The 23,337-nt window shown below is 54.0% G+C and carries 23 protein-coding genes and 1 other annotated feature; of the genes, 2 read left to right on the top strand and 21 right to left on the bottom strand.

The annotated features are described in order from the left end of the window. Positions 1-49 precede the first annotated feature (49 nt). The 3 genes from J4772_RS17590 to lspA all read right to left on the bottom strand — a co-directional run bounded on the left by J4772_RS17590 (position 50) and on the right by lspA (position 2,910). Positions 50-1,303, bottom strand: a complete 1,254-nt coding sequence (locus J4772_RS17590; protein ID WP_209076415.1) for an LL-diaminopimelate aminotransferase — start codon at positions 1,301-1,303, stop codon at positions 50-52. A gap of 133 nt (positions 1,304-1,436) precedes the next feature. After that, complete coding sequence (locus J4772_RS17595; protein WP_371822872.1) at positions 1,437-2,423, bottom strand: RluA family pseudouridine synthase; 987 nt, start codon at positions 2,421-2,423, stop codon at positions 1,437-1,439. Further along, the gene (gene lspA, locus J4772_RS17600; protein ID WP_116059316.1) at positions 2,365-2,910 is read right to left on the bottom strand and encodes a signal peptidase II; all 546 of its coding nucleotides are present in this window, start codon (positions 2,908-2,910) and stop codon (positions 2,365-2,367) included. Before lspA ends, J4772_RS17595 begins: the two co-directional genes overlap by 59 nt. Before the next feature lie 183 nt (positions 2,911-3,093). Between lspA and J4772_RS17605 the strand changes: the two genes are divergently transcribed. Continuing rightward, the gene (locus tag J4772_RS17605; protein ID WP_209076418.1) at positions 3,094-3,837 is read left to right on the top strand and encodes a TraR/DksA C4-type zinc finger protein; all 744 of its coding nucleotides are present in this window, start codon (positions 3,094-3,096) and stop codon (positions 3,835-3,837) included. A 33-nt stretch (positions 3,838-3,870) separates the two neighbouring features. Here J4772_RS17605 and J4772_RS17610 read toward each other — a convergent pair whose 3' ends face one another. The 9 genes from J4772_RS17610 to J4772_RS17650 all read right to left on the bottom strand — a co-directional run bounded on the left by J4772_RS17610 (position 3,871) and on the right by J4772_RS17650 (position 11,856). After that, positions 3,871-4,275 (bottom strand): DUF5665 domain-containing protein, encoded by a 405-nt coding sequence (locus J4772_RS17610; RefSeq protein WP_247741131.1) that lies wholly within the window; start codon positions 4,273-4,275, stop codon positions 3,871-3,873. 163 nt (positions 4,276-4,438) lie between these two features. After that, positions 4,439-7,522: an isoleucine--tRNA ligase gene (gene ileS / locus J4772_RS17615; RefSeq protein WP_209076420.1), complete on the bottom strand. Its 3,084-nt coding sequence runs from the start codon at positions 7,520-7,522 to the stop codon at positions 4,439-4,441. Between the two features lie 46 nt (positions 7,523-7,568). Beyond that, positions 7,569-7,824 (bottom strand) — a binding site (T-box leader). A 56-nt stretch (positions 7,825-7,880) separates the two neighbouring features. Continuing rightward, the gene (locus J4772_RS17620) at positions 7,881-8,366 is read right to left on the bottom strand and encodes a DivIVA domain-containing protein (RefSeq protein WP_116059312.1); all 486 of its coding nucleotides are present in this window, start codon (positions 8,364-8,366) and stop codon (positions 7,881-7,883) included. Between the two features lie 83 nt (positions 8,367-8,449). Beyond that, on the bottom strand, positions 8,450-9,235 hold the full coding sequence (locus J4772_RS17625; protein WP_209076422.1) for a YlmH family RNA-binding protein: 786 nt from the start codon (positions 9,233-9,235) through the stop codon (positions 8,450-8,452). Positions 9,236-9,250: 15 nt separating this feature from the next. Further along, positions 9,251-9,517: a YggT family protein gene (locus J4772_RS17630; protein WP_116059310.1), complete on the bottom strand. Its 267-nt coding sequence runs from the start codon at positions 9,515-9,517 to the stop codon at positions 9,251-9,253. A gap of 7 nt (positions 9,518-9,524) precedes the next feature. Beyond that, positions 9,525-9,980, bottom strand: a complete 456-nt coding sequence (locus tag J4772_RS17635) for a cell division protein SepF (RefSeq protein WP_116059309.1) — start codon at positions 9,978-9,980, stop codon at positions 9,525-9,527. 2 nt (positions 9,981-9,982) lie between these two features. Next, positions 9,983-10,681: a YggS family pyridoxal phosphate-dependent enzyme gene (locus J4772_RS17640; protein ID WP_209076424.1), complete on the bottom strand. Its 699-nt coding sequence runs from the start codon at positions 10,679-10,681 to the stop codon at positions 9,983-9,985. Positions 10,682-10,688: 7 nt separating this feature from the next. After that, on the bottom strand, positions 10,689-11,507 hold the full coding sequence (gene pgeF, locus J4772_RS17645; RefSeq protein ID WP_209076426.1) for a peptidoglycan editing factor PgeF: 819 nt from the start codon (positions 11,505-11,507) through the stop codon (positions 10,689-10,691). 70 nt (positions 11,508-11,577) lie between these two features. Further along, positions 11,578-11,856, bottom strand: coding sequence for a YlmC/YmxH family sporulation protein (locus J4772_RS17650; protein ID WP_116059306.1), 279 nt, complete (start codon positions 11,854-11,856; stop codon positions 11,578-11,580). A gap of 298 nt (positions 11,857-12,154) precedes the next feature. Here J4772_RS17650 and J4772_RS17655 point away from each other — a divergent pair, with 298 nt between their 5' ends. Then, entirely contained in the window at positions 12,155-13,078 is a 924-nt protein-coding gene (locus J4772_RS17655; protein WP_209076428.1) for a transposase, read from the top strand. Positions 13,079-13,584: 506 nt separating this feature from the next. On the opposite strand, the gene sigG is transcribed toward J4772_RS17655, so the two are convergent. The 9 genes from sigG to murG all read right to left on the bottom strand — a co-directional run bounded on the left by sigG (position 13,585) and on the right by murG (position 23,335). Continuing rightward, a complete protein-coding gene (gene sigG / locus J4772_RS17660; protein WP_116059304.1) occupies positions 13,585-14,367 on the bottom strand; it encodes an RNA polymerase sporulation sigma factor SigG in 783 nt (260 codons plus the stop codon). Positions 14,368-14,428: 61 nt separating this feature from the next. Then, positions 14,429-15,151, bottom strand: coding sequence for an RNA polymerase sporulation sigma factor SigE (gene sigE / locus J4772_RS17665; RefSeq protein ID WP_116059303.1), 723 nt, complete (start codon positions 15,149-15,151; stop codon positions 14,429-14,431). 15 nt (positions 15,152-15,166) lie between these two features. Beyond that, positions 15,167-16,135 carry a sigma-E processing peptidase SpoIIGA gene (gene spoIIGA, locus J4772_RS17670; protein ID WP_209076429.1) on the bottom strand — a complete coding sequence of 323 codons (969 nt, stop codon included), beginning with the start codon at positions 16,133-16,135 and terminating at the stop codon, positions 15,167-15,169. Positions 16,136-16,337: 202 nt separating this feature from the next. Next, the gene (gene ftsZ / locus J4772_RS17675; RefSeq protein ID WP_209076431.1) at positions 16,338-17,483 is read right to left on the bottom strand and encodes a cell division protein FtsZ; all 1,146 of its coding nucleotides are present in this window, start codon (positions 17,481-17,483) and stop codon (positions 16,338-16,340) included. 51 nt (positions 17,484-17,534) lie between these two features. Next, complete coding sequence (gene ftsA / locus J4772_RS17680; RefSeq protein ID WP_116063443.1) at positions 17,535-18,785, bottom strand: cell division protein FtsA; 1,251 nt, start codon at positions 18,783-18,785, stop codon at positions 17,535-17,537. A 234-nt stretch (positions 18,786-19,019) separates the two neighbouring features. Next, positions 19,020-19,760, bottom strand: a complete 741-nt coding sequence (locus tag J4772_RS17685) for a cell division protein FtsQ/DivIB (RefSeq protein WP_209076434.1) — start codon at positions 19,758-19,760, stop codon at positions 19,020-19,022. Between the two features lie 123 nt (positions 19,761-19,883). Continuing rightward, positions 19,884-21,158 carry a UDP-N-acetylglucosamine 1-carboxyvinyltransferase gene (gene murA, locus J4772_RS17690; RefSeq protein ID WP_209076436.1) on the bottom strand — a complete coding sequence of 425 codons (1,275 nt, stop codon included), beginning with the start codon at positions 21,156-21,158 and terminating at the stop codon, positions 19,884-19,886. A 16-nt stretch (positions 21,159-21,174) separates the two neighbouring features. Then, complete coding sequence (murB, locus tag J4772_RS17695) at positions 21,175-22,080, bottom strand: UDP-N-acetylmuramate dehydrogenase (RefSeq protein ID WP_209076438.1); 906 nt, start codon at positions 22,078-22,080, stop codon at positions 21,175-21,177. 145 nt (positions 22,081-22,225) lie between these two features. Continuing rightward, positions 22,226-23,335 carry an undecaprenyldiphospho-muramoylpentapeptide beta-N-acetylglucosaminyltransferase gene (gene murG / locus J4772_RS17700; protein WP_209076440.1) on the bottom strand — a complete coding sequence of 370 codons (1,110 nt, stop codon included), beginning with the start codon at positions 23,333-23,335 and terminating at the stop codon, positions 22,226-22,228. Positions 23,336-23,337: the final 2 nt, after the last annotated feature.

Raw genomic sequence — 23,337 nt, forward strand, 5'->3', positions numbered from 1 at the left:
AACAACGATTATCCCATGTTCGACATGAAGTGTCAAGAAAATCCGCACATTAAAATTCGAATTGAACGTCGGTCAGTCGGCGCTTGATCTCGTCGATGACGCGGGCTTCCTCCGCTTCTCCCTGCGCGATAAACGTAACCGAAAAACGAATGAATTTGCCCGCATCGTCCCACGGTACGGTGGAGATCAGCTTCTCGCGGATCAAATACTGCGAGAAATCTTCGGCAGATTCAAACCGCTGTCCGCCGACGATGCCTTTAGGCGCTTCGACGTAGAGGAAGAAGGAGCCTTTCGGCTTCTCGGCGCGAAAGCCGATTTCGTTCAGCACCGCAACGAGCCTATTGTGCCGGCGGGAATACTTCTCCGAGATGGCCTCGGTGATTTGCGGATTCTCCAAACCGTAAGCGGCCGCCTTCTGAATTGCGATGAACTGTCCGGAATCGTTGTTGTCCTTGACGTCGCCAAATGCTTTCACGATCAACGGATTTCCGGCGAAAAAACCGATCCGCCATCCCGTCATATTGTACGACTTGGACAACGAGTGCAGTTCCACGCCGACATCTTTAGCGCCCGGTACGGACAAAAAGCTAAGCGGCCGGATTCCGTCATAGGTCAAAGCGGCATACGGAGCGTCATGCACGACGACCACGTTGAACTTCTTCGCCCAAGCGACGACCTGTTCGAAAAACTCGGCCGTAGCCGCAGCGCCGGTCGGATTGTTCGGATAGTTCAAGTACAGCAGCTTTGCGCGTTTCGCAATCTCTTCCGGAATGGCATTCAGGTCCGGCAGGAAGTTGTTCTCCTTCGTCAGTTGAACGTTATATACCTCTCCGCCGAGATATTTCGTATGTGTGCCCAAAACAGGATAGCCCGGTACCGTCATAATCGCGACATCGCCCGGATTAATGAACACCGTAGGCAGCATCGCAAGCGCAGGCTTGGCCCCGATCGTATGCAAAACCTCCGTCTCCGCGTCGATTCCGTCAACGGAGAACACTTCCTTCAAATACTTCGCCGCCGCATGTTTGAATTCGGCGATGCCGTTATCCGCGTAGCCGCGATTTTCCGGTTTGGCCGCCTCTTCCGCCAGCTTGGCGACGATGCCGGCGTCGGCCATCTCGTCCGGCTCGCCGACGCCCATATCGATCAGCTCGACGTCGGGGTGGGCTTTCTTGGCTGCAGCTTTGGCGCGCTTGATTTTCTCGAACTTATAAATGTTTGTATCTTTGCCGTAGTTGGAGCCGCCGATGCGGGCGGCAAACTGCTCCTGAATGTAAGTCGACTGATAATGTTCTGCGCTCATTCCAGACACCCCTTGTATCGTTGCATAGTCATATTCAAACTATGAACGATACGGGAAAAGACAGCCATGGATTATTGCGCCGATCATTTGCAGTTATCGCTACGCTTGCCTGGCTTGGCTGACGGAGCGTATATTACCTCGTTCTCAATATGTCCAGCGCATGCTCCATATCTTCCGGAATCGGCGCGCTGAACTCCAAATATTCCCCTGTCCTCGGGTGCTTAAAGCCGAGCGTCTCCGCATGCAGCGCCTGGCCTGACATACCGAGCGTTCGGCCGCTTTTGCCGCCGTATACGGGATCTCCGACGAGCGGATAGCCGATATACTTCATATGAACTCGAATCTGATGCGTGCGTCCGGTTTCCAGCCTGAGATCAAGCAGCGTATACTCGTCGAACCGCCCGTTCACCGCGAAATGCGTGACGGCATGTTTGCTGTTCTTCTCCGTAACGACGTAGAGCTTGCGGTCGTGATTGGCTCGCCCGATCGGCGCGTCTACCGTTCCCTTGTCATGCTGCATGACGCCATAGACAAGCGCGCGGTATTTTCTCGTCACGCTGTGCTCCTTAAGCTGCTCGGCCAGCGAAGCATGTGCCAAGTCGTTCTTAGCGACCATCAGCAAGCCGGACGTGTCCTTGTCGATCCGGTGCACGATCCCCGGACGCATCACCCCGTTGATGCCCGACAAATCCTTGCAATGGTACAGCAACGCGTTCACCACCGTACCGCTCGGATGACCGGCGGCGGGATGTACGACCATCCCCCGCGGCTTGTTGATGACGATAACATCGGAATCTTCGTATGCGATTTCCAGAGGAATATTTTCCGGGAACGCTTCTACCGGCTCAGGTTCGGGAAGAACGATGCGAATCGTATCGCCGACGGCCAGCTTGGCGTTGGCTTTAACCTCGGCTCCGTTAACCGTCGCCGCGCCCGTGCGAATCCACTCCTGAATTTGCGATCGGGAGAAGCTTTGGTCCTGCTGCGCCAGCATTTGAGCGATATGCTTGTCCACCCGCTCGCCCTTCTGTCCCTCTTCGACCGTCCATTCGAAACTTTCGTTAGACGGACTGCTGTCCGGCAGATTCGTCTTTGGTTTGCTCTCCATTGCCATTTGCATTTTTCTCCTGTTTCATAGTCAGCAGCGCATCCAAAATGATCAGACCTACGCCTACGGTAATCGCCGTATCGGCAATATTAAAAATCGGGAATGTATACGAACCGAAATTAAACTGCAAGAAGTCTACAACTTCCCCGTACAGGGCGCGATCAAGGAAATTGCCGAGGGCCCCGCCCAGTATCGTTGCCAAGCCGCTTAGCAATAAAATGCTGCCGGCCGAACGATAAGAACGGTGTAAATACCAGAGGAGGCCGGAAACGACGACTATCGTAATGAGGATGAAAAACAGCCGCTGCTCCTGCAGCATCCCGAAAGCCGCTCCCCTGTTGCGAATATGGGTAATCTCAAAGAAATTTCCCAGCACGGAAATCTTCTCTGTGTTCAACTCGACCGTACGGCTAATGAATTTCTTGCTTGCATAATCGGCCAGGAACGCGAAAACCGCAATTCCGTAGTAAACCCATATCGGCCAAATCCGACGTTGCATTGATTTTTTCCGCCCTTCATCTCATTCTCCTGCCTGTTGATTTTATCATACCGCGACATGGAGCGTCCACGAAGCGCAAGTAAAAATCGACAAAAGCCCCATACAAGCCCTGCGAACGCCGCACGTAAAACCTGTACCATCCGAGAAAACTACAGTCAAGCACCTTGTGAACAAAGGGAGTGGATGACGTTGCCAAAGCATCTCGATCAGAAAACCTTCCAATCGCTGCAGCGCAGATTGATACAGGAAAGATGCGAGCTTGAGCGGCGCGTGAACGATAACGGCCATTTCGGACTCGCCGCCTCCTATCGCGATTCGACCGGCGAGCTGTCAAGCATCGACAACCATCCGGGCGACGCCGGTACGGAGATGTTCGAACGGAGCAAGGATTTCGCGCTGCTGGAAAAGGAAGCGTTCCGGCTGGAGCGAGTGGACGCCGCCCTGGAACGGATGGATACGGGGGAATACGGACATTGCGCCGCATGCGGCAAGTTTATACCGCTCGAACGACTCGAAGCGCTGCCTACGGCCATCTACTGCATCGAGCACGAGCCGCGTCAGGATCCCTCCAACGATCGTCCGATCGAGGAACAGTTTCTCGCGCCGCCATTCGGCCGGACCAGCCTGGACGACAGAGAAGATCAAAATGGTTTCGACGGGGAGGACGCCTGGCAGATCGTCGAATCGTGGGGGACGTCCAATACCCCGGCGATGGCTGAAGACAATAACATAGAGGATTACAACCATATGGAAATCGAAGCCGACGAGAACGACGGATTCGTCGAGTCTTATGAAAGCTTCGTCGCCACCGACATTACCGGCACTCATGTCTCCATCGTCCGCAACCACGCCTATCACCGGTATATGGATGACAACGAAGGCGATCACTTGCTGGAGTCAACCGGCGAGCTGCCGGAATCCTATTGAACGATCGAAGCGGGAGCGGCGGCTTAGACTGACTCAATACGGGTTAATCTCAAGCTGCCGCTGTACGATTCTTACGATATCCGCGATGTAATCGCCCACGATTGGCAAGTTCAGCGCCCCGAGAATTTGCAGCAAATAAACAATTGTCGCGGCGAAAAACGTGAACCCTAGCGCGATACCTACTCCGCGCGCAGTACCGGCGATGAAGTTTTTAACGATCAGCTGCCACGGACGCTGCATCAAATTCACGTATTCCTTCAACTGAGCTTTCTCCATATCCTGACTCAGCTTTTCCAGCTTGTCCGACAAGTAATGCAGCGTCCCTTTCAAATCCTTCGTCTCTTCGGCCAGCCTGTCCGCCGATTGTTCCGGCTTTCCGGCGGGCAGCTTGACCTGAATCGAATTCGGCTTGCCCTTCTGCTTGTAATTTCCGCTCATGGCTGCCTTCCTCCTCCTCGCCAACCTCTTTCCCTGCCATTACCCTTACTAATCAAAAGCAAAACGAGCCCGGGCCCGAGCGAAGTCGCCCCCGCCCTTGAGCCCTGCAGCTCGTCTTAGCTTATGCTTTCTTTGCCAATGCTACGCTTTATACGGCTACGCTTTATACGATGGCTACGCCGATTGTTTTCTCGCCGGCTTGCACCGACTCGGTCGCCTCGGTCCTGCCGAATGAAACCTCGTTCACAAGCACATTCTCCCTCAGCACTCCGTCGAATGCGCGAAGCGCCGCTTCCAGCTCGGAATCGACGTCGAGCACGAGGTCAATTCGCTTTTCGATCGGCAGGTCGAGCTTTTTGCGCGTATCCTGAACGGCGCGGATAACTTCGCGTACCCAGCCTTCCTGCACCAGCTCCGGCGTTATCTCCGTGTTGAGCGCTACCGTCAAGCCGCCGCCCGACGCGGAGGCGAAGCCTGTTTTCGCTTCCTTCTCCACGAGAATTTCCTCCAGCTCGACAGTCAGCGCTTCGCCATCCGGCGATACGAACTCGTACTTGCCCGCTTGCACGACGCCCCGCGTCTCGTCGCTGGACATCGCCTTAAACGCCGCCTGGATCGGCCCGACGTTTTTGCCGTATTTTTTACCAGCGACCTTCAGGTTAAGCTTCAGGTTAAAGTTGACGAAGCCTCCGTCGTCGCTGACGATCGTAATCCGCTTGACATTGATCTCGTCCTGTACGATCTCTTCATAGCCCGACAGGTCGAAGCTTTCGCTCAGCGACACGAGCAGCTCGGACAGCGGCTGGCGCGTCTTCAGGCCGGTCTCGTTGCGGATGTTTCGCGCCAGCTCCACGATGCCGCGCACCGCTGCCATCTCTCGCTCCAGCTCCGCGTCAATCGCCTCCGTATCCGCCTCTGGATAATCTGCCAAGTGCACGCTGCCTTTCCCGCCCAGATTGCCGTAAATATCCTCGGCGACAAACGGCGTATACGGCGCGATCAGCTTGGACAGCGTCAGCAGCACTTCTCCCAGCGTCTGATAGGCCGCCAGCTTCGTCTCCGTGAGGCCGCTGCCCCAGAAACGGTCGCGCGAACGCCGCACGTACCAGTTCGACAGCTCGTCGACGAAAGTCTCGATCGCCTTCGCCGGATTGAGGAAATCGTTAACCTCCAAGCCTTTCACGACTTCCTGAATCAACGTGTTCAATCTCGACAAAATCCAGCGGTCCAGCTTGTTCTCCAGCTTGACCTTCTCATGCTCCCCGGGGTTATAGCCGTCAATGGAAGCGTATAGCGCATAGAAGGCGTGCGTGTTAACGAGCGTATCCACAACTTTGGACTTCGCTTCGCCGACGATGCCTTTGGAAAATCTCTTGCTGTTCCAAGGCGCACTGTCCGCCAGCAGCGACCAGCGGAACGCATCCGTGCCGAACTCGTCGATGATCTCCCAGGGATCAAGGACGTTGCCCTTGGATTTACTCATCTTCTGGCCGTTCTCGTCGAGCACGTGTCCCGTAGAAATGACCGACTTGTACGGCACTTGGCCGTTGTACAGCGTCGATACCGCCAGCAAGCTGAAGAACCAGCCGCGCGTCTGGTCGATCCCTTCGCAGATGAAGTCCGCCGGATATTGTTCCTTGAACTTTGCCTCGTCGCCGTAAGGGTGAAAGTATTGCGCAAACGGCATCGAGCCGCTGTCGAACCACACGTCGATGACCTCAGACGCCCGGTTCATTTTGCCGCCGCACTCGCAGCGCAGATGAATGTCGTCTACATACGGCTTGTGCAGCTCAATTGTCTCCGGCACGTCCTCAATCGCCAGAGCGCGAAGCTCGGCAATGCTGTGCGGCGCCTTCTCCTTGCCGCAGTTTTCGCAAGTCCACACGTTGAGGGGCGTGCCCCAGTAACGGTTTCGGCTGATGTTCCAGTCGACCAAGTCCTCGAGGAACTTACCAAAGCGGCCGTCTCTCAAGTGCTCCGGATACCACTGGATTTGCTTGTTGTTCTCGATCAGCTGATCTTTGACCGCTGTCGTCTTAATGAACCAGCTCTCCGTCGCGTAATAGAGCAGCGGCGTTTTGCAGCGCCAACAGAACGGATAGCTATGCTCCATTCTTTCTTTGTGAAACAGCAGTCCGCGCTCCGACAGCATTTTGACGATGTCCACGTCGCAATCCTTCACGAAGCGGCCGGCCAGATCCGTCACTTCCGCGATATATTTGCCTTCGTTGTTGACAACCATCAGCATCGGAATGCCATGCTGACGCGCCACCCGGTAATCGTCCTCGCCGTGAGCCGGGGAAATGTGTACGATACCCGTACCGCTTGCATCTGTAACGTATTCGGCGTCGATCACACGATAGGCGTTATCGACGGTGACATAGGGGAACAGCGGCTCATAGGTCAGACCGACGAGCTCGCGGCCTTTCATCGTGCCTAGCGTCTCATATTCGCCCTTGAGCACCTTGTCAGCGAGCGCCGCCGCCACGATATATACTTCGCCGTTTTGCTTCGCGCGCACATAGTCAAGCTCGGGATGAACGGCCAACGCCACGTTTGCCGGCAGCGTCCAAGGCGTCGTCGTCCAGGCGAGTACATAATCGCCGTTCTCTTTCAGCTTGAACTTCGCCGTAGCGGTCAAATCCTTGACGTCCTCGTAGCCTTGAGCCACCTCGTGCGAGCTGAGCGTCGTCTGGCAGCAAGGACAGTAAGGGCTGACGCGATGGCCGCGGTACAGCAGCCCTTTCTCATGAATCGTGGCCAGAATGTGCCATACGCTCTGAATATAATTGTTATCGAGCGTGATGTACGGATCGTCCAGATCGGTCCAATACGCGATCGCTTCCGTCAGCTCCCGCCACTGGCGCTCATACTCGAACACGCTCTCCTTGCATTTGATGATAAACGGCTCTACGCCATAGTTCTCGATTTCCTGCTTGCCGGAGATGCCCAGCTGCTTCTCCACGCCCAGTTCGACAGGCAGACCGTGCGTATCCCATCCCGCTTTGCGGATGACGCGGTATCCGGACATCGTTTTATAGCGGCTGACGAAGTCCTTGACCACGCGACCAAGCATGTGGCCGATGTGCGGCTTGCCGTTCGCCGTAGGGGGCCCTTCATAAAACACAAAATTCGGCTTGCCCTCCCGATTGTCGATGGAGCGACGGAACGTATCCTCCTTTTTCCACTGCTCCAGAACGCGAAGCTCGCGGGCTCGCGCCTTTTCCTTAACCTCGACTCTTTGCATATCATCCCATCCTTTCGATTGACAAAAACAAAAAGACCCGCCCCAAAAAAGGGACGAGTCTAACTCGCGGTACCACCCTTGTTCCGCCTGCTCCGCAATAAAGCGAAAACGAGCGACAACTCAGCATCCGGTAACGGCGGATTTCCGGCCTCGCTTACTCATCGCTGCTGCGCAGGGCTTCAGGCGACGTTCGGCAGGCGTCTCGGGGAGGATATTCGGCGCATCCTTCGCGTTGGCTCGCACCGTCCGCCAACTCTCTGAGCTAAGGTATCGCGCATACTCGTTCCCGTCTTCGACATTGCAGTAGTTCATCGTAATACTCTTGTTATACTTTCCCGTAAAACATTTGTCAAACCGCTTAGGCTTCAATTCCCCGCGACTCGCGCCCTTCAAGCGATTCCCAGCCATCCTGCGACAGCAGCTCCATCTGGGATTCGATCAACGCGCGGAAACGCGCCCGGTAGATCGTCGCTTGCTTTTTTAACTCTTCGACTTCGAGAGCGATTTTGCGGGATTTCGCCAGCGCATCGTTAATGATGCGATCGGCGTTCTTCTCCGCTTCCTTCACGATCAGATGAGCTTCCTTCTTGGAGTTGTTCTTCAATTCGTCAGCCGCTTCTTGCGCAACGATGATCGTTTTGCTCAGCGTCTCCTCGATATTGGAGAAATGGCCCAGCTTATCCTGGGAAGCGGCGACCATATTTTGCAATTCCTTGTTCTCGCGGATCATCGCTTCGTAATCCTTGATGATTTGATCCAGAAACTCGTTGACTTGATCTTCGTCGTAACCGCGAAGGCGGCGGGCGAATTCTTTGTTATGAATATCCAGTGGGGTCAGTGGCATCGGTGCACCTCCTCGGTCCTGATTTCCAAGTAACCTGTTCACAAGATCAATTCGACGAAAGCTGAAAAATTCCTTCTAAGCTTCTACACAAATTTCCCGATACGCACCCGAGTTCTGCCGCTTTTCGACACGCCTTCCACATCGATGAGCTTAAATCGCCCGAACCCTTTCAACGATACGACATCGCCGACTCTAAGCTGATGCGACGGATCCTCCACCGTTTTCCAGCTTACTCGGCATCTTCCGGCTCTGATCGGATCGACGATTTTCGTTCGGCTGAGCCGAAAAACATCGCTGGCTATCCCGTCAAGCCGCATCGAAGCGACGGAGAGCACCTGTTCTTCAAGCTCCACTGCGATTTCGCGCAGCTCGGAGAGCGGGCGCACAGAGACGTTGACGGCTACCCGATGAGCCTGCCTGAAATGCCCAACGAGGAAATCTCCGATTTCCTCCGCGATCAGCGCATGGCAGCCCGTTTCTCCGACATGCAGATCGCCGATTTTGTCCCGCTTGATGCCCAGACCGAGCAAAGCGCCCAAATAATCCCCGTGATCCAGCTCGGAAATCTTTCGGTCGTCGGAAGTGATGTCGAGTACGACGATTCCCATGTCTTCGTCGTCCAGCGTTCTATAATCAGGGGCGATTATCGCTCTTTTTCTTTCGGCTTGCGGGCCTCCGCCGTCCAGCCGCACTTGGGCGTCCGGCTCCCGATTCGCCAGCGTAAACAAAATATGCGCCTGGCGCGGGTCGAGAAAATCCGTCCGCTTCGTCTCGTGACGTTCGGCGGCTCTTTCGACCCATTCCAAGGCGCGATCCACGAATGCTTTTTCATCCGGATGAAAATGCTCGTAAATACTCATTCGCGACATAGGACACCTACAATCTTAGAAGAAAAAATTCAACACGGCGATCAGGCCCTGCGCGACGAATCCGAGCGCAAAATAGGCAATGATCGGGGAGATGTCCAGAATGCCGCCGATCGGAGGAATCAGCTTGCGGAAAGGTCTTAAGTACGGTTCAACCAATTTACCGAGAAGCTCGCCGACGAAGCTTTCCTTCACAGCCGGCAGCCAAGACATGAGCACGTAGATAATGATCATGTAAGAGTAAATTCGGTACAGAATGCCAATGTAGTTTTCTATTTGCTCCAACCCGGGGTCACCTCATTTTGGAATAGTCGGCAGCTTCTTCCGACAGCATTTCCGTGATCGTTCCCGACACTTCCACCGAATCCGGCGTGCAGAGGAAAATGTCCGATCCCAGCTTGGAAATATGACCGCCAAGCGCGTACACAGTGCCGCTAAGAAAATCAACGATCCGGATCGCCTGGTCTCTTCTGACGCGCTGCAGATTAACGACGATTGCGCGACGCGACTTCAAGTGATCGGCGATTTCCTGCGCCTCATCGTAGGAACGCGGCTCTGTGAGAACGACGCGGGCGGACTTCTGGGAATGAATGCTCACGACGTTGTTCTTACTTGAATGTCTACGCGTTTCGAACGTTGGAGTTTCAATTTCCTGTTCCTCGTTCTCGGCGAGACGTTCGCGTTCCGCTTCCTGTTCCTGCTCTTCCTGCAATCCCAAGTAATTAAGAAACTTATTCATGACACCCATGCCTATCCCTCCTCTATTTCTTCTTTCCCAACGAGCACCGTTCCCAAACGCACCCAAGTCGCGCCTTCTTCTACAGCAACCTCGAAATCGTTGGACATGCCCATCGACAGCTCCGTTAGCGGCTCGTCCAAAACGGACGATGCGTTCAATTCGTCCCTTAGCTGTCTTAACGCCCGAAACACGGGTCTCGTCTCCTCGGGCTCGCTCTCGTACGGAGCCATCGTCATCAATCCGATCGGCTTGATGCGGTCGAATCTACGCAGCTCTTCCAGCAGAGGTCTAACCGCCCCCGGCTCCAGTCCATGCTTGGACTGTTCTCCGGAGACGTTCACCTGCAGAAGGCAGGAAACCGTCAAATCCAGCGCTTGCGCCCTCTTCTGAATCGCTTCGGCGAGCGAAAGACGGTCCAACGATTGGATGTAGTCGAATTTGCCGATAACGTCTTTGACTTTATTCGTCTGCAAAGAGCCAATATAGTGGAATACGGCCTGGTCTCCAAGCGCTTCCCATTTCGCCTTCGCGTCGGGCCAGCGATTTTCCCCGATATGGGTCACGCCTGCGCGTACGACGGCTTCCGCCGTAGCGGTCGATACATACTTAGTGACCGCGATGATGCGCACATCCTCGCGTCTCCTGCCGCTTCTCGAACAAGCCTGCTCCAGCCGGTTCTCCACGTCTCGCAGTCGGCTTTCCAATGCCACGAAACGATCACCTCGATTTCTTGCCCAACCAGCTCATCATCCGTCCCGTTGCTCCCTTTTCCTTCCGATGGGAAAACAACATTTCCGTATGACAGCTTGTACACCATGAAGATATTTCGATGCGGCTCGGCATTATTCCTGCTTTTATCATAAGTTGTCGGTTCAAATGTTTCAAGTTAAGCTGCGCTCTGTCGCCAAATTCGTTCAGTTTGACGATATCTTCTGTCAAATTATCCAATAAGGGACGCACATGCTTCAGGACGGATTCATCTACCTCGTAGCAGCAATCTCCGATCGACGGTCCGATGGCCCCTCGTATATTTTCCGGCAGTGCTCCGTAAACCTCCTGCATCTTGGCGACCGTTTTCACCGCGATTTCGGATACGGTCCCCTTCCAGCCGGCATGCGCCAGCCCCATCGCGCCCGTAACGGGATCATGAAAATAAAGCGGAACGCAGTCCGCGTAAAACATCGCGAGCAAAACGTTCGGCTCATTTGTAATCATCGCGTCCGTGTCGGCTATGGCCGTTTCCCGGCTTCCGCTCCCTCGTCCGGTATCCTCCGCCGCGACGACGTAGACGTCGCTGCCATGCACCTGTTCCGCGCACGTGAATGCCGCGAACTTCCAGCCTAGCAGCCCAGCCACCGACTCCCGGTTCGCAATCACGGCTTGCGGGTCGTCTCCGACGTGCAATGCGACGTTCCCTGCGTGTCTCGTCGTAAACCCCGCGGTCTGTCCCTCGTCCTCTCCCGGCTCGCACCAGGAATGCAGCATGAATATAGACGACGGCTTCCCCTTTTCCTCGTGCAATACAAAAGGCTCCAAACTATCGCACCTCCGAACCCAAGTGTACCATAGCCGCGCCGCAAGCGGAAGAAAAGCGCGCGGCTGCGCGCTATCTTCCCGAATGCACTTCCCCGTCCTCCAGCCGGTACACCTTCGCGTCGTCCAGCCGAACCAGCACAACGTCGGTCCCGATTTTGACAATGTTCCGCCATGGAATGACGACGTCGTTGCCTCCGCCGAACATCCCGAACAGCCTCGTCGAAGTCGGCACTACAATCGAATCGATGCGTCCCTGCCGCAAATCAAGCTCCAAATCGCTGACCTGCCCCAGCTTCTTCCCGTCGACGATGTTAATTACGTCCTTGGTCTGAAAATCCGATATTTTCATCCGCTCACGCTCCCGTCCGACCGGGCATTCGTACCCCTGCTATTAAATATATGATCCATCTGGGAAAAATGTACGGAATATGCGTCTTATCTCTCTCCCCCAATGCCTTCCCCTTCTCTGTCGTATCCCTTTTTCGCACCTTATAGCCATTATCCCCTTGACTCAGCAAAAGCGTTGGGTCGACCGTCAATCCCGGTCTCGGTTGCCGTGTCAGTATCCCTCATTCAACACTTGAAAAATTCGGAAAAATAGTATATTCTAAAATAAGAACAAACGTTCTTAATTGGAGGTTTGGAACATGGATAACAGCGTAACTTTCGAGCTGTTTTGCGAAACTTTCAAAGATGAGCACTCCTGTATTCAAGCTTTATTTACCGCACGATGGCCAAACGGATTTCGCTGCCCGCAATGCGCCTGTCCGAGCTATTATGAGATTCGGACTCGCCGACTACCTTTATTCGAATGCCGCTCATGCCGAGTGCAGACCTCTCTTATTGTTGGCACAATTATGGAGGGCAGCCGCACGCCCCTAAGCTTATGGTTTCAAGCCATATTTCTTCATGCTCAGCCACGCGGCATTAGCGCGTCTCGACTTGCGGAAATCATCCGAACAACCTATAAGACGGCCTGGCTGATCTGCCACAAAATCCGCCAAGCGATGTCTGCAGCCGATAGTAAAGAGCTTCTAAGCGGAATCGTACGAATTAATTGCGGCGTTTACGGTCGTCCATACAACCCAACCGTTTTCCGTCACCCTCAAGAGCAGCCCTTGCTTGCAGCTGCTTCCCTAGATAACAACGGAAAGTTTGCCTACGTAAAGATTAAACAAGTTCCCGACAAATATTTAATCTATGATCGGATCACCAACGGTGGTAAGCACCACTTTATAGAAAATTATGTTTCCCCCGACGTTAAAGATGTTAATGCCGTTATTCTGAAATTCAGTCCCGGTCGTTACCGGCCGTTAATACAATTGTGCGAACGTGCGAGCAACTGGATTAACTATGTATTTAGCGGTATCGGTCCCAAACATCTGCAGTCTTACCTTGATCAATTCTGCTTCGGCACTAACAATATGGACAGATCCTCAAGTCGGTTTCTCCATCTGCTCAAATGCGCTGCCTCGTCTTCCGTTATAACTTATCCTCAACTTATAAGTCGTGTCGATCACTCCGACCAGCACAAGCGTATCTACTATGAATTGCTTAAGGATGCCAGTTAGTCGCCTGTCCTCTCTTATAATTCTGAAGGCGCCGCCTTTTCAATAAAATTTGTTTTTACACTTCAATTCCACCTCGGCTAAGTTAGAGTGATTAGAAATGTTGAGTTTATAGGTTAGAGCGTCTGGAAATGTATGAGTTAAGTTGAGGCTCTTTGAGATGCATTAGCGTACGTTAACATGTATTGAGATACTTTGAAGTTCAGGGGGGCATGTTGAAATCCATTGGAACGTTAATTTGCTTGAAAGTAGAGGTCTGTCAGGCACATAAAGTAGAGTGGGGGGGATGTGAAGGTCTTCTTGTCTAGAACGCTCTGTTTCCACGATACGCAATGTTTTTCTGAGCAAAAGGGATAATGGCTATAAGGGGCAAAAAGAGAGTATATGACCCACGGCAGCTCCCAGAAATAAGTCAAGCGAGACCCTTCCGGCTAAGAGGTACATCGAGGCATTAGGCAAAAAAAAGAAGATGACGCCTAGACGTTCATCCTCTTTTTCGATGCTGCAGGTTAGGTTTTGACGTGCTTTTGCATTTGCTGTATGGCCGACTTCTCGAGGCGAGAAACCTGGGCCTGAGAGATTCCGATCTCATCAGCAACTTCCATCTGGGTTTTACCTTCGAAAAACCTCATGGACAAGATCATTTTTTCACGATCGTTAAGCTTTCTCATCGCTTCACGGAGTGCGATCTCCTCAATCCATTGAATATCCTTGTTGCGTTCATCGCTGATCTGGTCCATGACGAAAATCGGATCTCCTCCGTCATGATAGATCGGTTCAAACAACGACACGGGATCTTGAATGGCATCCAGGGCGAAAACGATGTCTTCCTTCGGAACGTTCAGCACTTCCGAAATTTCCAGAATCGTCGGTTCCCTGGAATGCTGATTCGTCAGCTGGTCCCGCACCTGCAGCGCCTTGTAGGCAATATCCCGCAAGCTGCGCGATACGCGGATCGGATTGTTGTCTCTCAGATAGCGGCGAATCTCTCCGATGATCATCGGAACGGCATAAGTGGAAAATCGAACATTCTGGCTCAGGTCAAAATTGTCGATCGCCTTCATCAGCCCGATACATCCGACCTGAAAAAGATCGTCCACAAATTCTCCGCGATTGTTAAATCGCTGAATCACACTGAGTACGAGTCGCAAGTTGCCGTTCACTAATTTTTCCCTGGCGGCAATCTCTCCACGGGTTTGCAGAGCGAGAAATAACTCCCTCATTTCGGCATTGGTGAGGACAGGCAGCTTTGAGGTGTCCACTCCACAAATCTCCACTTTGTTACGGGTCAAGGCAATTCCTCCCGGGGAGCAGCATTAATGTAAAGTATCTCCGGGAAGGAGGTTTTTATTCCTAAACCATCTTGTTGAACTCCTTGCGAAGACGCTTAATGATACGTTTCTCCAAACGAGAAATGTAAGATTGCGAGATGCCAAGCAGGTCGGCGACGTCCTTCTGCGTCTTCTCTTCTCCATCGGCAAGACCGAAGCGAAGCTCCATAATGGTTCGCTCCCGTTCGCTCAGCTTATCAAGCGCTTTGTGCAGCAGCTTACGATCCACCTGCTCCTCGATGTTGCGATAGATCGTATCGTTCTCGGTGCCAAGCACGTCCGATAGCAGCAGCTCGTTGCCGTCCCAATCGATGTTTAGCGGCTCATCGAAAGACACTTCCGTTCTCGTCTTGCTGTTTCTCCTCAAATACATCAAGATTTCATTTTCGATGCATCGCGAGGCGTATGTGGCCAGCTTGATTTTTTTCTCCGGATCAAACGTATTAACCGCTTTGATTAGTCCGATTGCGCCAATCGAAACTAAATCTTCGATGTTGATCCCCGTGTTCTCGAATTTGCGGGCAATGTAGACGACCAGACGCAAATTTCGTTCGATCAGCATCGCGCGAATGGCGGCGTCACCGGTGGAAAGCCGCCCCAGCAAATATTCTTCTTCTTCGCGACTGAGCGGCGGCGGCAATGCTTCACTTCCGCCGATATAGTACACTTCCTCGCTCTTCCAACCGAACAGGAACAACAGGCGATACACCGACAATTGCGTCTTCAGCTTCAAATTCACGAACATTTCTGCTACCTCCTGTCACGCAGGTTGAGATGGAACCGACGATACGGGGTCGGCTTGAGCCATGTCCGGATGGACGATGGCGCGGTAAGTTCCTTCGGATGACAAAGTGCCTCCATCTAAACCAATGAGCACCCGGTTCACTTGGAGAGGAGGATGCCCGTCCCCATCCCGATACAGCAAAACATAGTCCGGCTTGACGGCCAGCATCAGCCTACTGGAGCCGTTCACGGCGCGGTAAGGAATGAGACGCAGTCTGTTGCCCCAGGTATACGGTTCCGAAGCATTCACATCGAGCTCGGAGATGAGCTTATCCGGGGGTTCCTCCTTCAGTCGTTCACTCCACCCTACCGGCAGCCGTTCTCGCCATAAGGCCGCCTCCATGATCATGACGGGAGTACGTGTAAGCGGATCGTAGAGTCGATTTCCCGTGTCGAGCAGCGCCTTAAACGTCCAGCTCTCGTCGTCAATTCGGACCTCGGTCTCCCATACAAGCTGATCAAGCTGCTGCCGTTTACGGCTTGTCTCAGAAGCGCCGCGAAACAACCAGATCGACATGAGAAACGTAACGACAAACAGCCCGAGCTGCATTTGCCATTCCAGAACCAACCCGCCGTCCTCCGTAAACGTCATTGCGCCCCACGGCGAATTGGCGCTCCGCAGCAAAAAGGACAGTCCGATCACGCCGCCCAGCGTAACGAAGCTGACGACGTAGAACGCCGCGAAATTACGAATGTATTGCAGCGGCCCTCCATAACCGAACGACAGCAGTACCATAACGGCCGAGACGAATACTTTGGCTCCGAATGAATAAAAGTAAGGAATATGAGCCCAAAACATCAATGCCGCATACATCGCTCCAAGAGACGCGGCTGCGAACAGGCGACGGCGGGACGGGTTGATGCGGCGCACTTTGGCGGTGGTCATCAGCACGACACCGTCAACGGCCAGGTTGGTCAGAAAGACAAGATCCACATATACGGTCATACGAAGCCCCCATCCTTCATTGCCCGGAACATCTCCAAACATGCAGGCCGGGATGGATGAAACCAGTATAATCGCTTTCAAATTCGGAGTCTGTCTAATCTTGCCAGCCTAATCTACCTTTTTTTGTCGAGTTGAGGAAAAAAAATGCTCCCGTTCTACATAACGTAGAACGGGAGCATTTTTTGCATGAATTAAGAATTCGTCAGCGGTCGCCGCGAGGACGATTTCTCAAAAATGCGGGAATATCCAATTGGTCGCTTGATACATTTTGGTTGCCGAAAGGACGTAAATTGTTTGTCTGGCGATTTTCGTTGCTATGCCCGCCGGTCAGATCGGGCTGAGCCTGCGTCTGAGTCGCTGCGGCCGAAGGATTTACCGGACGGCGAGTTGGGCCTTTATGCTCAAAGCCGGTCGCGATGACGGTAACTTTGATTTCTTCCTTCAAGCTGTCGTCGATCATCGCGCCGAAAATCATGTTGACTTCCGGATCGGATGCGGCAATTACGATTTCAGCCGCTTCGTTCACTTCGTACAGGCTGAGGTTAGATCCGCCTGTAATGTTCATGATAACGCCGCGCGCGCCTTCGATCGACGTCTCGAGCAGCGGGCTCATAATCGCTTTCCGAGCAGCCTCCATCGCGCGATTCTCGCCGGTGGCTTGCCCTATGCCCATCAGCGCCGAACCGCGCTCGGACATGATCGTCTTTACGTCCGCGAAGTCCAAGTTGATCAGGCCGGGAACGGCAATCAAATCGGAAATGCCCTGAACCGCTTGACGAAGGACGTTATCCGCTTCGCGGAAAGCTTCCAGCATCGGTGTCTTCTTGTCCACGATTTCGAGCAGCCGGTCGTTAGGAATAACGATCAGCGTATCGACTTTCTCTTTCAGCGCTTCGATGCCCATCTCGGCTTGCATCGAACGCTTGCGGCCTTCGAATGTAAACGGGCGGGTAACGACCCCGACTGTCAATGCGCCGCTTTCTTTAGCCAGTTCAGCAATGACCGGAGCAGCCCCTGTACCGGTTCCTCCGCCCATCCCCGCCGTTACGAACACCATGTCGGCAGAGCGCAACGAATTGGTAATAAACTCTCGGGATTCTTCGGCCGCCTTTTTGCCAACCTCCGGATTCGCCCCCGCGCCAAGGCCGCGCGTCAGCTTGTCCCCGATCTGCAGCTTCTGCTCGGACTTCGTAAGGTTCAGCGCCTGAGCGTCTGTGTTTACCGTAACAAACTCGACGCCTTTGACGCCGTTCTCGATCATCCGGTTTACAGCGTTGCTGCCGCCGCCGCCGACCCCAATGACCTTAATTTTTGCAAGTGGTTCCATCTCAAAATCAAACTCCAACATATTAGTAAACTCCTCCTTGCTTCGCATGAATGGTTCCTCATAAGCGGCGGCTTAAATAAATTCCTTGAACATGTTTTTGAACCATTCAACAATGCCAGGCTTGGGTTCCGCTGTAGCGCCGCCGGCTGCCGCTTTGGCTTTCGGAGTACGCTTCGGTCCGGTTGCGCCGCGTGTTCTGACGTATTTGGTCACATACTGAATCATGCCGACACCGCTGCTGAAGGAAGGATCCCTAACGCCGATGTAATCCGGCACTGCGATTCTGACATTCGATTCCAGTTCAATTTGGGCTAGCGGAAGAACGCTTGGCAAAGAAACTGAACCGCCTGTCAGTACGTAACCGTTGATTTTGTCATGATAGCCTAGACGTTTCACTTCCTGACGGATCATCTGGAAAATTTCCTGCATGCGAGGCTCGATAATGTTCGCAAGGTCGAATTGGGAGAATTCCTTCTCCATGTTGCTTCCGACTCTCATTACCTTGAACTTCTGATCCTCGGCGGCATCGTCGATACGGGCGCACCCGTACTTCAGCTTGATTTTCTCCGCGTGTTCCGTCTGGGTCTTAAGTCCGTAGCAAATATCGCTGGTCACGTAATCTCCGCCGATCGGCAACGTGGACACGGCTGAAAGGCTGCCGCCTTCGAAAATCGCCAAAGTCGTCGAACCCGCGCCAATATCCGCAAGAACGGTGCCCATCTGCTTCTCGTCTTTCGTTAAAGCCATCATTCCCGAAGCCAGCGACATCAAAATTAAACCGGATATTTTCAGACCCGCCTTCTCGACGCATCTCATCAGGTTATGTATGGCCGCTTTCGTTCCCGTAATGATCGTGCATTCCACTTCAAGACGAACGCCAATCATACCTCGCGGATCTTGAATGCCCGCAAGTCCGTCAACTAGAAACTGCTTCGGAACGAGTCCGATAATTTCCCGCTCGGGCGGCAGGGCAACCACTTTAGCCGCTTGCAAAACACGCTCGATATCTTCTTCGCCAATCTCCCTGTCTTCATTGGAAACGGCTACGACTCCGTGATTGCTCTGCAAAGCGATGTGATTGCCGGTAATCCCTACGTAAACTTCGCTGATTCCTATTCCAACCATGCGTTCTGCATGATCGACGGCGTTACGGATGGATTGAACGGTTTGGTCAATATCGACAATGGCGCCTTTACGGATTCCGTCCGAATCTGCGGAACCGACGCCAATGATGTTAATGGCCCCGTTGCTGATCTCCCCGATAATCACCCGGATTTTCGAAGTTCCGATATCCAGGCTGACGATGAGGTCATTATTGCTCAACCGGTGGCACCTCCTGTAAATCGATGAAAATGGCCGCGAACAAGGGATGCTTCCTCTACATATTCCACGTCCGCAGGGTTTTCCCTCTTTTTTCAACAATTTTTTTAGTTTATATGGCAAGGCCGTAATTCGGCCTTCTCAGCGACTCTCCGCTTTTGCCCATAAATGAAATTTTATCATTCTTTTCGAGGATTGAGTAGAGTCCTTTTCCTTAAGTTTATCGGCTTTCGCAGCCTACTCGGCAACAATTTCCGTGGAATACGGAGAATAATAGTCCACATCCAACATCGTTATCTTTCCAGGCTCGCGGTTTTGCACGATATCGCTCAAATAAGCGATTTTATCCTTTAACAGCTCGATTGATGTCGTCACTTCGAATCGCGAGCGCGTGAACATCTTGATCCGTTTCGGATAGGAGACCGACGGATCCGGTTGAATCTCGGACAAATCCGATAACAAATATCCGGGCAAATCGCCGAGCGCCTTGCACAGTTCCTCCATGTTCGCGTCGTCCGCTTTCCATCCGGACAATATCGGCTTGTCCGGCAGCTTTCCTTTCGGCATAGGCAGCATCAGTCCGTTCGATAGAATAGCAGAGATGCTTCCATCCGTAGAAAGTCTAACGGCCACCTGCGGATATTCCTTCACTTCAACGCTGACGACTCCCGGGAAGTTTTTGACGATCAGTACGCTTTCTATCGGCTTCAGCTCATTCGCGCGCTGTCTCAATTTACTGATTCCAGGGAAGAAAAATGAGTCGCCGGGAGCAATGTCCAACGCTCCGACAATCTCCTCCCGGCTGACGAACTCGTTTCCCGTCACTTGAATTTCTCCTATTTTCGACAAAGGGGAACGGAAGAAGAGCACGACTAGGAGGATGGCCGCCAATGCGATTAACAGCCGAATCAGCCTTTGACCGCGCCGGGAGCGCGGCTGTGCCGTCTCCTTCTTCAGCGCGGGAATTTTTTCGCTCACGATTGTTCCCCCTTGTTTTGACGTGTCTTTAGACCCATGACTAACGACGCAATTTTATAAAACTCATTAAGAAGCCCCGCAGCGGAAGTAAGCTTCTGCAGCGGGACCTATTCCTGTGGTTCGTTAGCTGAACACTTTGCTCCGGTGAACTTCGCGCTTAATATTGCCGCCGATGCGCTGGAACATCTCTTCGATTCGGTCATAACCCCGATCGATGTGATGAATCTGTTCAACGACCGTTGTGCCTTGCGCCACCAGCCCGGCGACGACAAGCGCGGCTCCGGCTCGTAGATCGGTCGCTTCGACGGTCGTGCCGTACAACTGCGGCACTCCGCGAATAAAGGCGTTGTTCAGATCGACTCGGATGTCCGCTCCCATGCGGCACAATTCGTCCACATGCTTAAAGCGCCCCTCGAACACCGTCTCCTTCAGCACGCTCACCCCGTCGGCCAACGCCAGCAACGTCATTACCTGTGCCTGCATATCGGTCGGGAATGCCGGGTAAGGCGAGGTGACGATCCGGTCTACCGCTGTCGGCCGTTTGAAGGCGCCGATTCTCATTATATCATTGCCTACCTCGATTTGAACACCGGCGCGGCGGAGAACGTGAACAAGAGAGGTCAAATGGCTCGGATTCGTATTCTCTAGCGTTACTTCTCCTCGGGTAGCCGCAGCGGCTACCATGACAGTTCCGGTAACGATCCGGTCGGGGATCACCTCGAAGTCGCAGCCGTATACACGGTCAACCCCGTCGATCGTAATCATGTCCGTTCCGGCTCCGCTAACTTGCGCGCCCATTCGATTAAGAAAATGCTGCAAATCCTGGATTTCCGGCTCTCTGGCCGCGCCGATGATCGTTGTCCGGCCGCGCGCCAGAACAGCCGCCATCATAATATTTTCCGTTGCGCCGACGCTGGGAAAATCCAGGCTGATCTCCGCGCCCTGCAGCCGACGGGACGAGCATACGATTCTACTGCCCTTTTCTTCGATACTCGCGCCAAGCGCGGCCAAGCCGCGCAAATGCAAATCGATCTTTCTCTCACCGATCGCGCATCCCCCTGGCTGATAGAGCTCGACTTCTCCGAATCTTGCAAGAAGCGGCCCCATCAAAAACACCGAGGAACGCATTTTGCGCATCAGCGTCTCCGGAATGTGCGAGGATGTCGCGACTGTCGTTTCGACTGTCACCACCGTATCCTGATGCCGGGCCTTGCACCCGAGATCCCGCAAAATATCCAGCATGACCTCGATATCGAGCAGTCTGGGAACGTTGCGGATCGTCACTTCTCCTTCCGCGAGCAAGCTGGCAGCCAAAATCGGCAAAGCGGCATTTTTGGCTCCATGGATACGGATGGTGCCCGAAAGCGGGTTCCCGCCTTCAATCACCAAATTGTCCAAGGGATTCACCTCCGGGTTACCGCTCACCCATCATGAGAACCTCTGTTACGAGTGTTATTCCATAGGTTTGTTTGACGATTTGCTGCACCTTCCCGATGAGGGTGAGGACGTCCTCGGCCTTAGCGCCTCCGTGGTTAACGATAAAGTTGGCGTGCATCTGGGACACTTCGGCCGCTCCTTCGCGCAGCCCCTTCAGCCCGGCCGCCTCGATCAGCCGTGCGGCATGATCGTTAGGCGGATTGCGGAAGACGCTGCCCGCGCATGCCATCTGCAGAGGCTGGGTGCGACGTCTGCGATCCTTGTACGTCGCCAAAGCTGCCGCAATTTCCTTGCGGTCTCCTTGCGCCAGGCGAAACTCCGCCCGAGTAACGATGCCTCGGCGCTCCTGCAAAATGGAATGGCGATAGGAGAACTTCATCTCCGCATTCCCTAGCACTTCTCTGCTTCCGTCTTCCCACACGATGCTGGCCGACTGTAAGATACGTGAAATGTCCGATCCGTGCGCTCCGGCATTCATATAGACGGCGCCTCCTACCGATCCTGGAATACCTCCCGCGTATTCCAGGCCGGTAAGCCCTTCTTTGCCGGCCATCACCGACAGCTTGATGAACGAGTACGATGCTCCCGCGACCACCGTCTCGCCGTCGAATCGCAGCTCATCGAAACCGCCGCCAAGCTTGATGACCGCCCCTCGGACTCCTTTGTCGGATACCAGCGTATTGGATCCGCGGCCTAGCACGCACCACGGAACTCCGTGAACCGCGCATAGCCGCAGTACTGCCTCGAGCTCCTCTTCGTTTGCGGGAACGATCAGCGCGTCCGCAGGTCCGCCGATTTTCCAGGTCGTATGTTTGGACAGCGGTTCGTTCTCCAGAACCTGAGCGACTCCCGCCTGTTTCAGCTCAGCAATCCACTGCTGCATGGTCCATCCTCCTTCCAAGTCCTTCGGGAACTCGCGCCGCTGCCTCGCCTGCCGGTCAGACATTCACGATCACGCTGTATCTTATGACGGCTGGGCGGGGGTGGTGACAAACGCCCAATTGCCGGCCCCTTCGAAGGACATTCTCTTATTTTTTTCGTTGTAAGCCCACGATTTGATTGTAAATGATAGACGCCGATTCCGGCATTCCCAGGCTTCGGGACGCGGAGGCCATCGCCTGCTGACGCTTCCGATCGCCCATGATCGCGGCAATGCCTCCGAACAGCGTTTCTCCGCTAAGATTCCGTTCGAGAATCATGTCCGCAGCTCCGGCGTTCATCAAGCTTCTCGCATTCGCTTCTTGATGATTGTTCGTCACGTTCGGAGACGGGACGATCAGCGACGGCAGCCCCAGCGACGTTACCTCGGCAAGGAAAGACGCCCCGGCGCGGCCGACATAGAGCGACGACGCGGCCAGCACGTCCGGCATGCCCGCGATATACGGAAGCACCTTCACTCGGCTGGAATTCCCTTGGAAAGCGGCGGATACGGCGCTTTCGGTTTCCCGGTAAAATCTCTCGCCGGTCACGAACACAAAGTGCACGTCCGGCAGCTTCCCGATCAACGGCAGCATGCGAACGAACGCCTCGTTCAGCGCGCGCGCTCCCCCGCTTCCGCCTACGATCAGCACGAACGGCGTATCCGGAGCGAATCCTAGAGAAGCGAAGCCCGAGCGGCGATCCGCCTTCAGCACGCGAGTCGCGCACGGATTGCCCGCGTAGACGACGTTCCGGCATTTCGAAAAATGCGGCTCCGATTCCTTAAAGCTTACCGCGACGCCGTCGACGTAACGGCTCAAAAATTTGTTGGTCAAGCCCGGCAGCACGTTCTGCTCGTGGATGAGCGTCGGAATGCCGAGTCGAGACGCGGCGTACACGACCGGGCCGCATACATAACCTCCGGTTCCGATGACGACGTCCGGCTTGAACTTCCTGAGCAGCTCCTTGGAGCGGGACACGCCCTTGAGAAAACGCATGACCGTTTTCACGTTCTCCAGCGACAGCGACCTGCGAAAACCTGTAATCGTTATATTTTCAAACGCGATTCCCTGCTCCGGCACGATTCGGCCTTCCAGACCGCGGCTCGTGCCGATATAGAGCAACGACGAACCCGGCTCTCTCTCCGAAATTTCCCGGCCGATCGCCAGCGCAGGGTAAATATGCCCTCCGGTGCCTCCTCCGGTCAACACGACGCGCATTT

This window comes from Cohnella sp. LGH (assembly GCF_017671885.1).
Taxonomy (GTDB): Bacteria; Bacillota; Bacilli; order Paenibacillales; family Paenibacillaceae; genus Cohnella; species Cohnella phaseoli.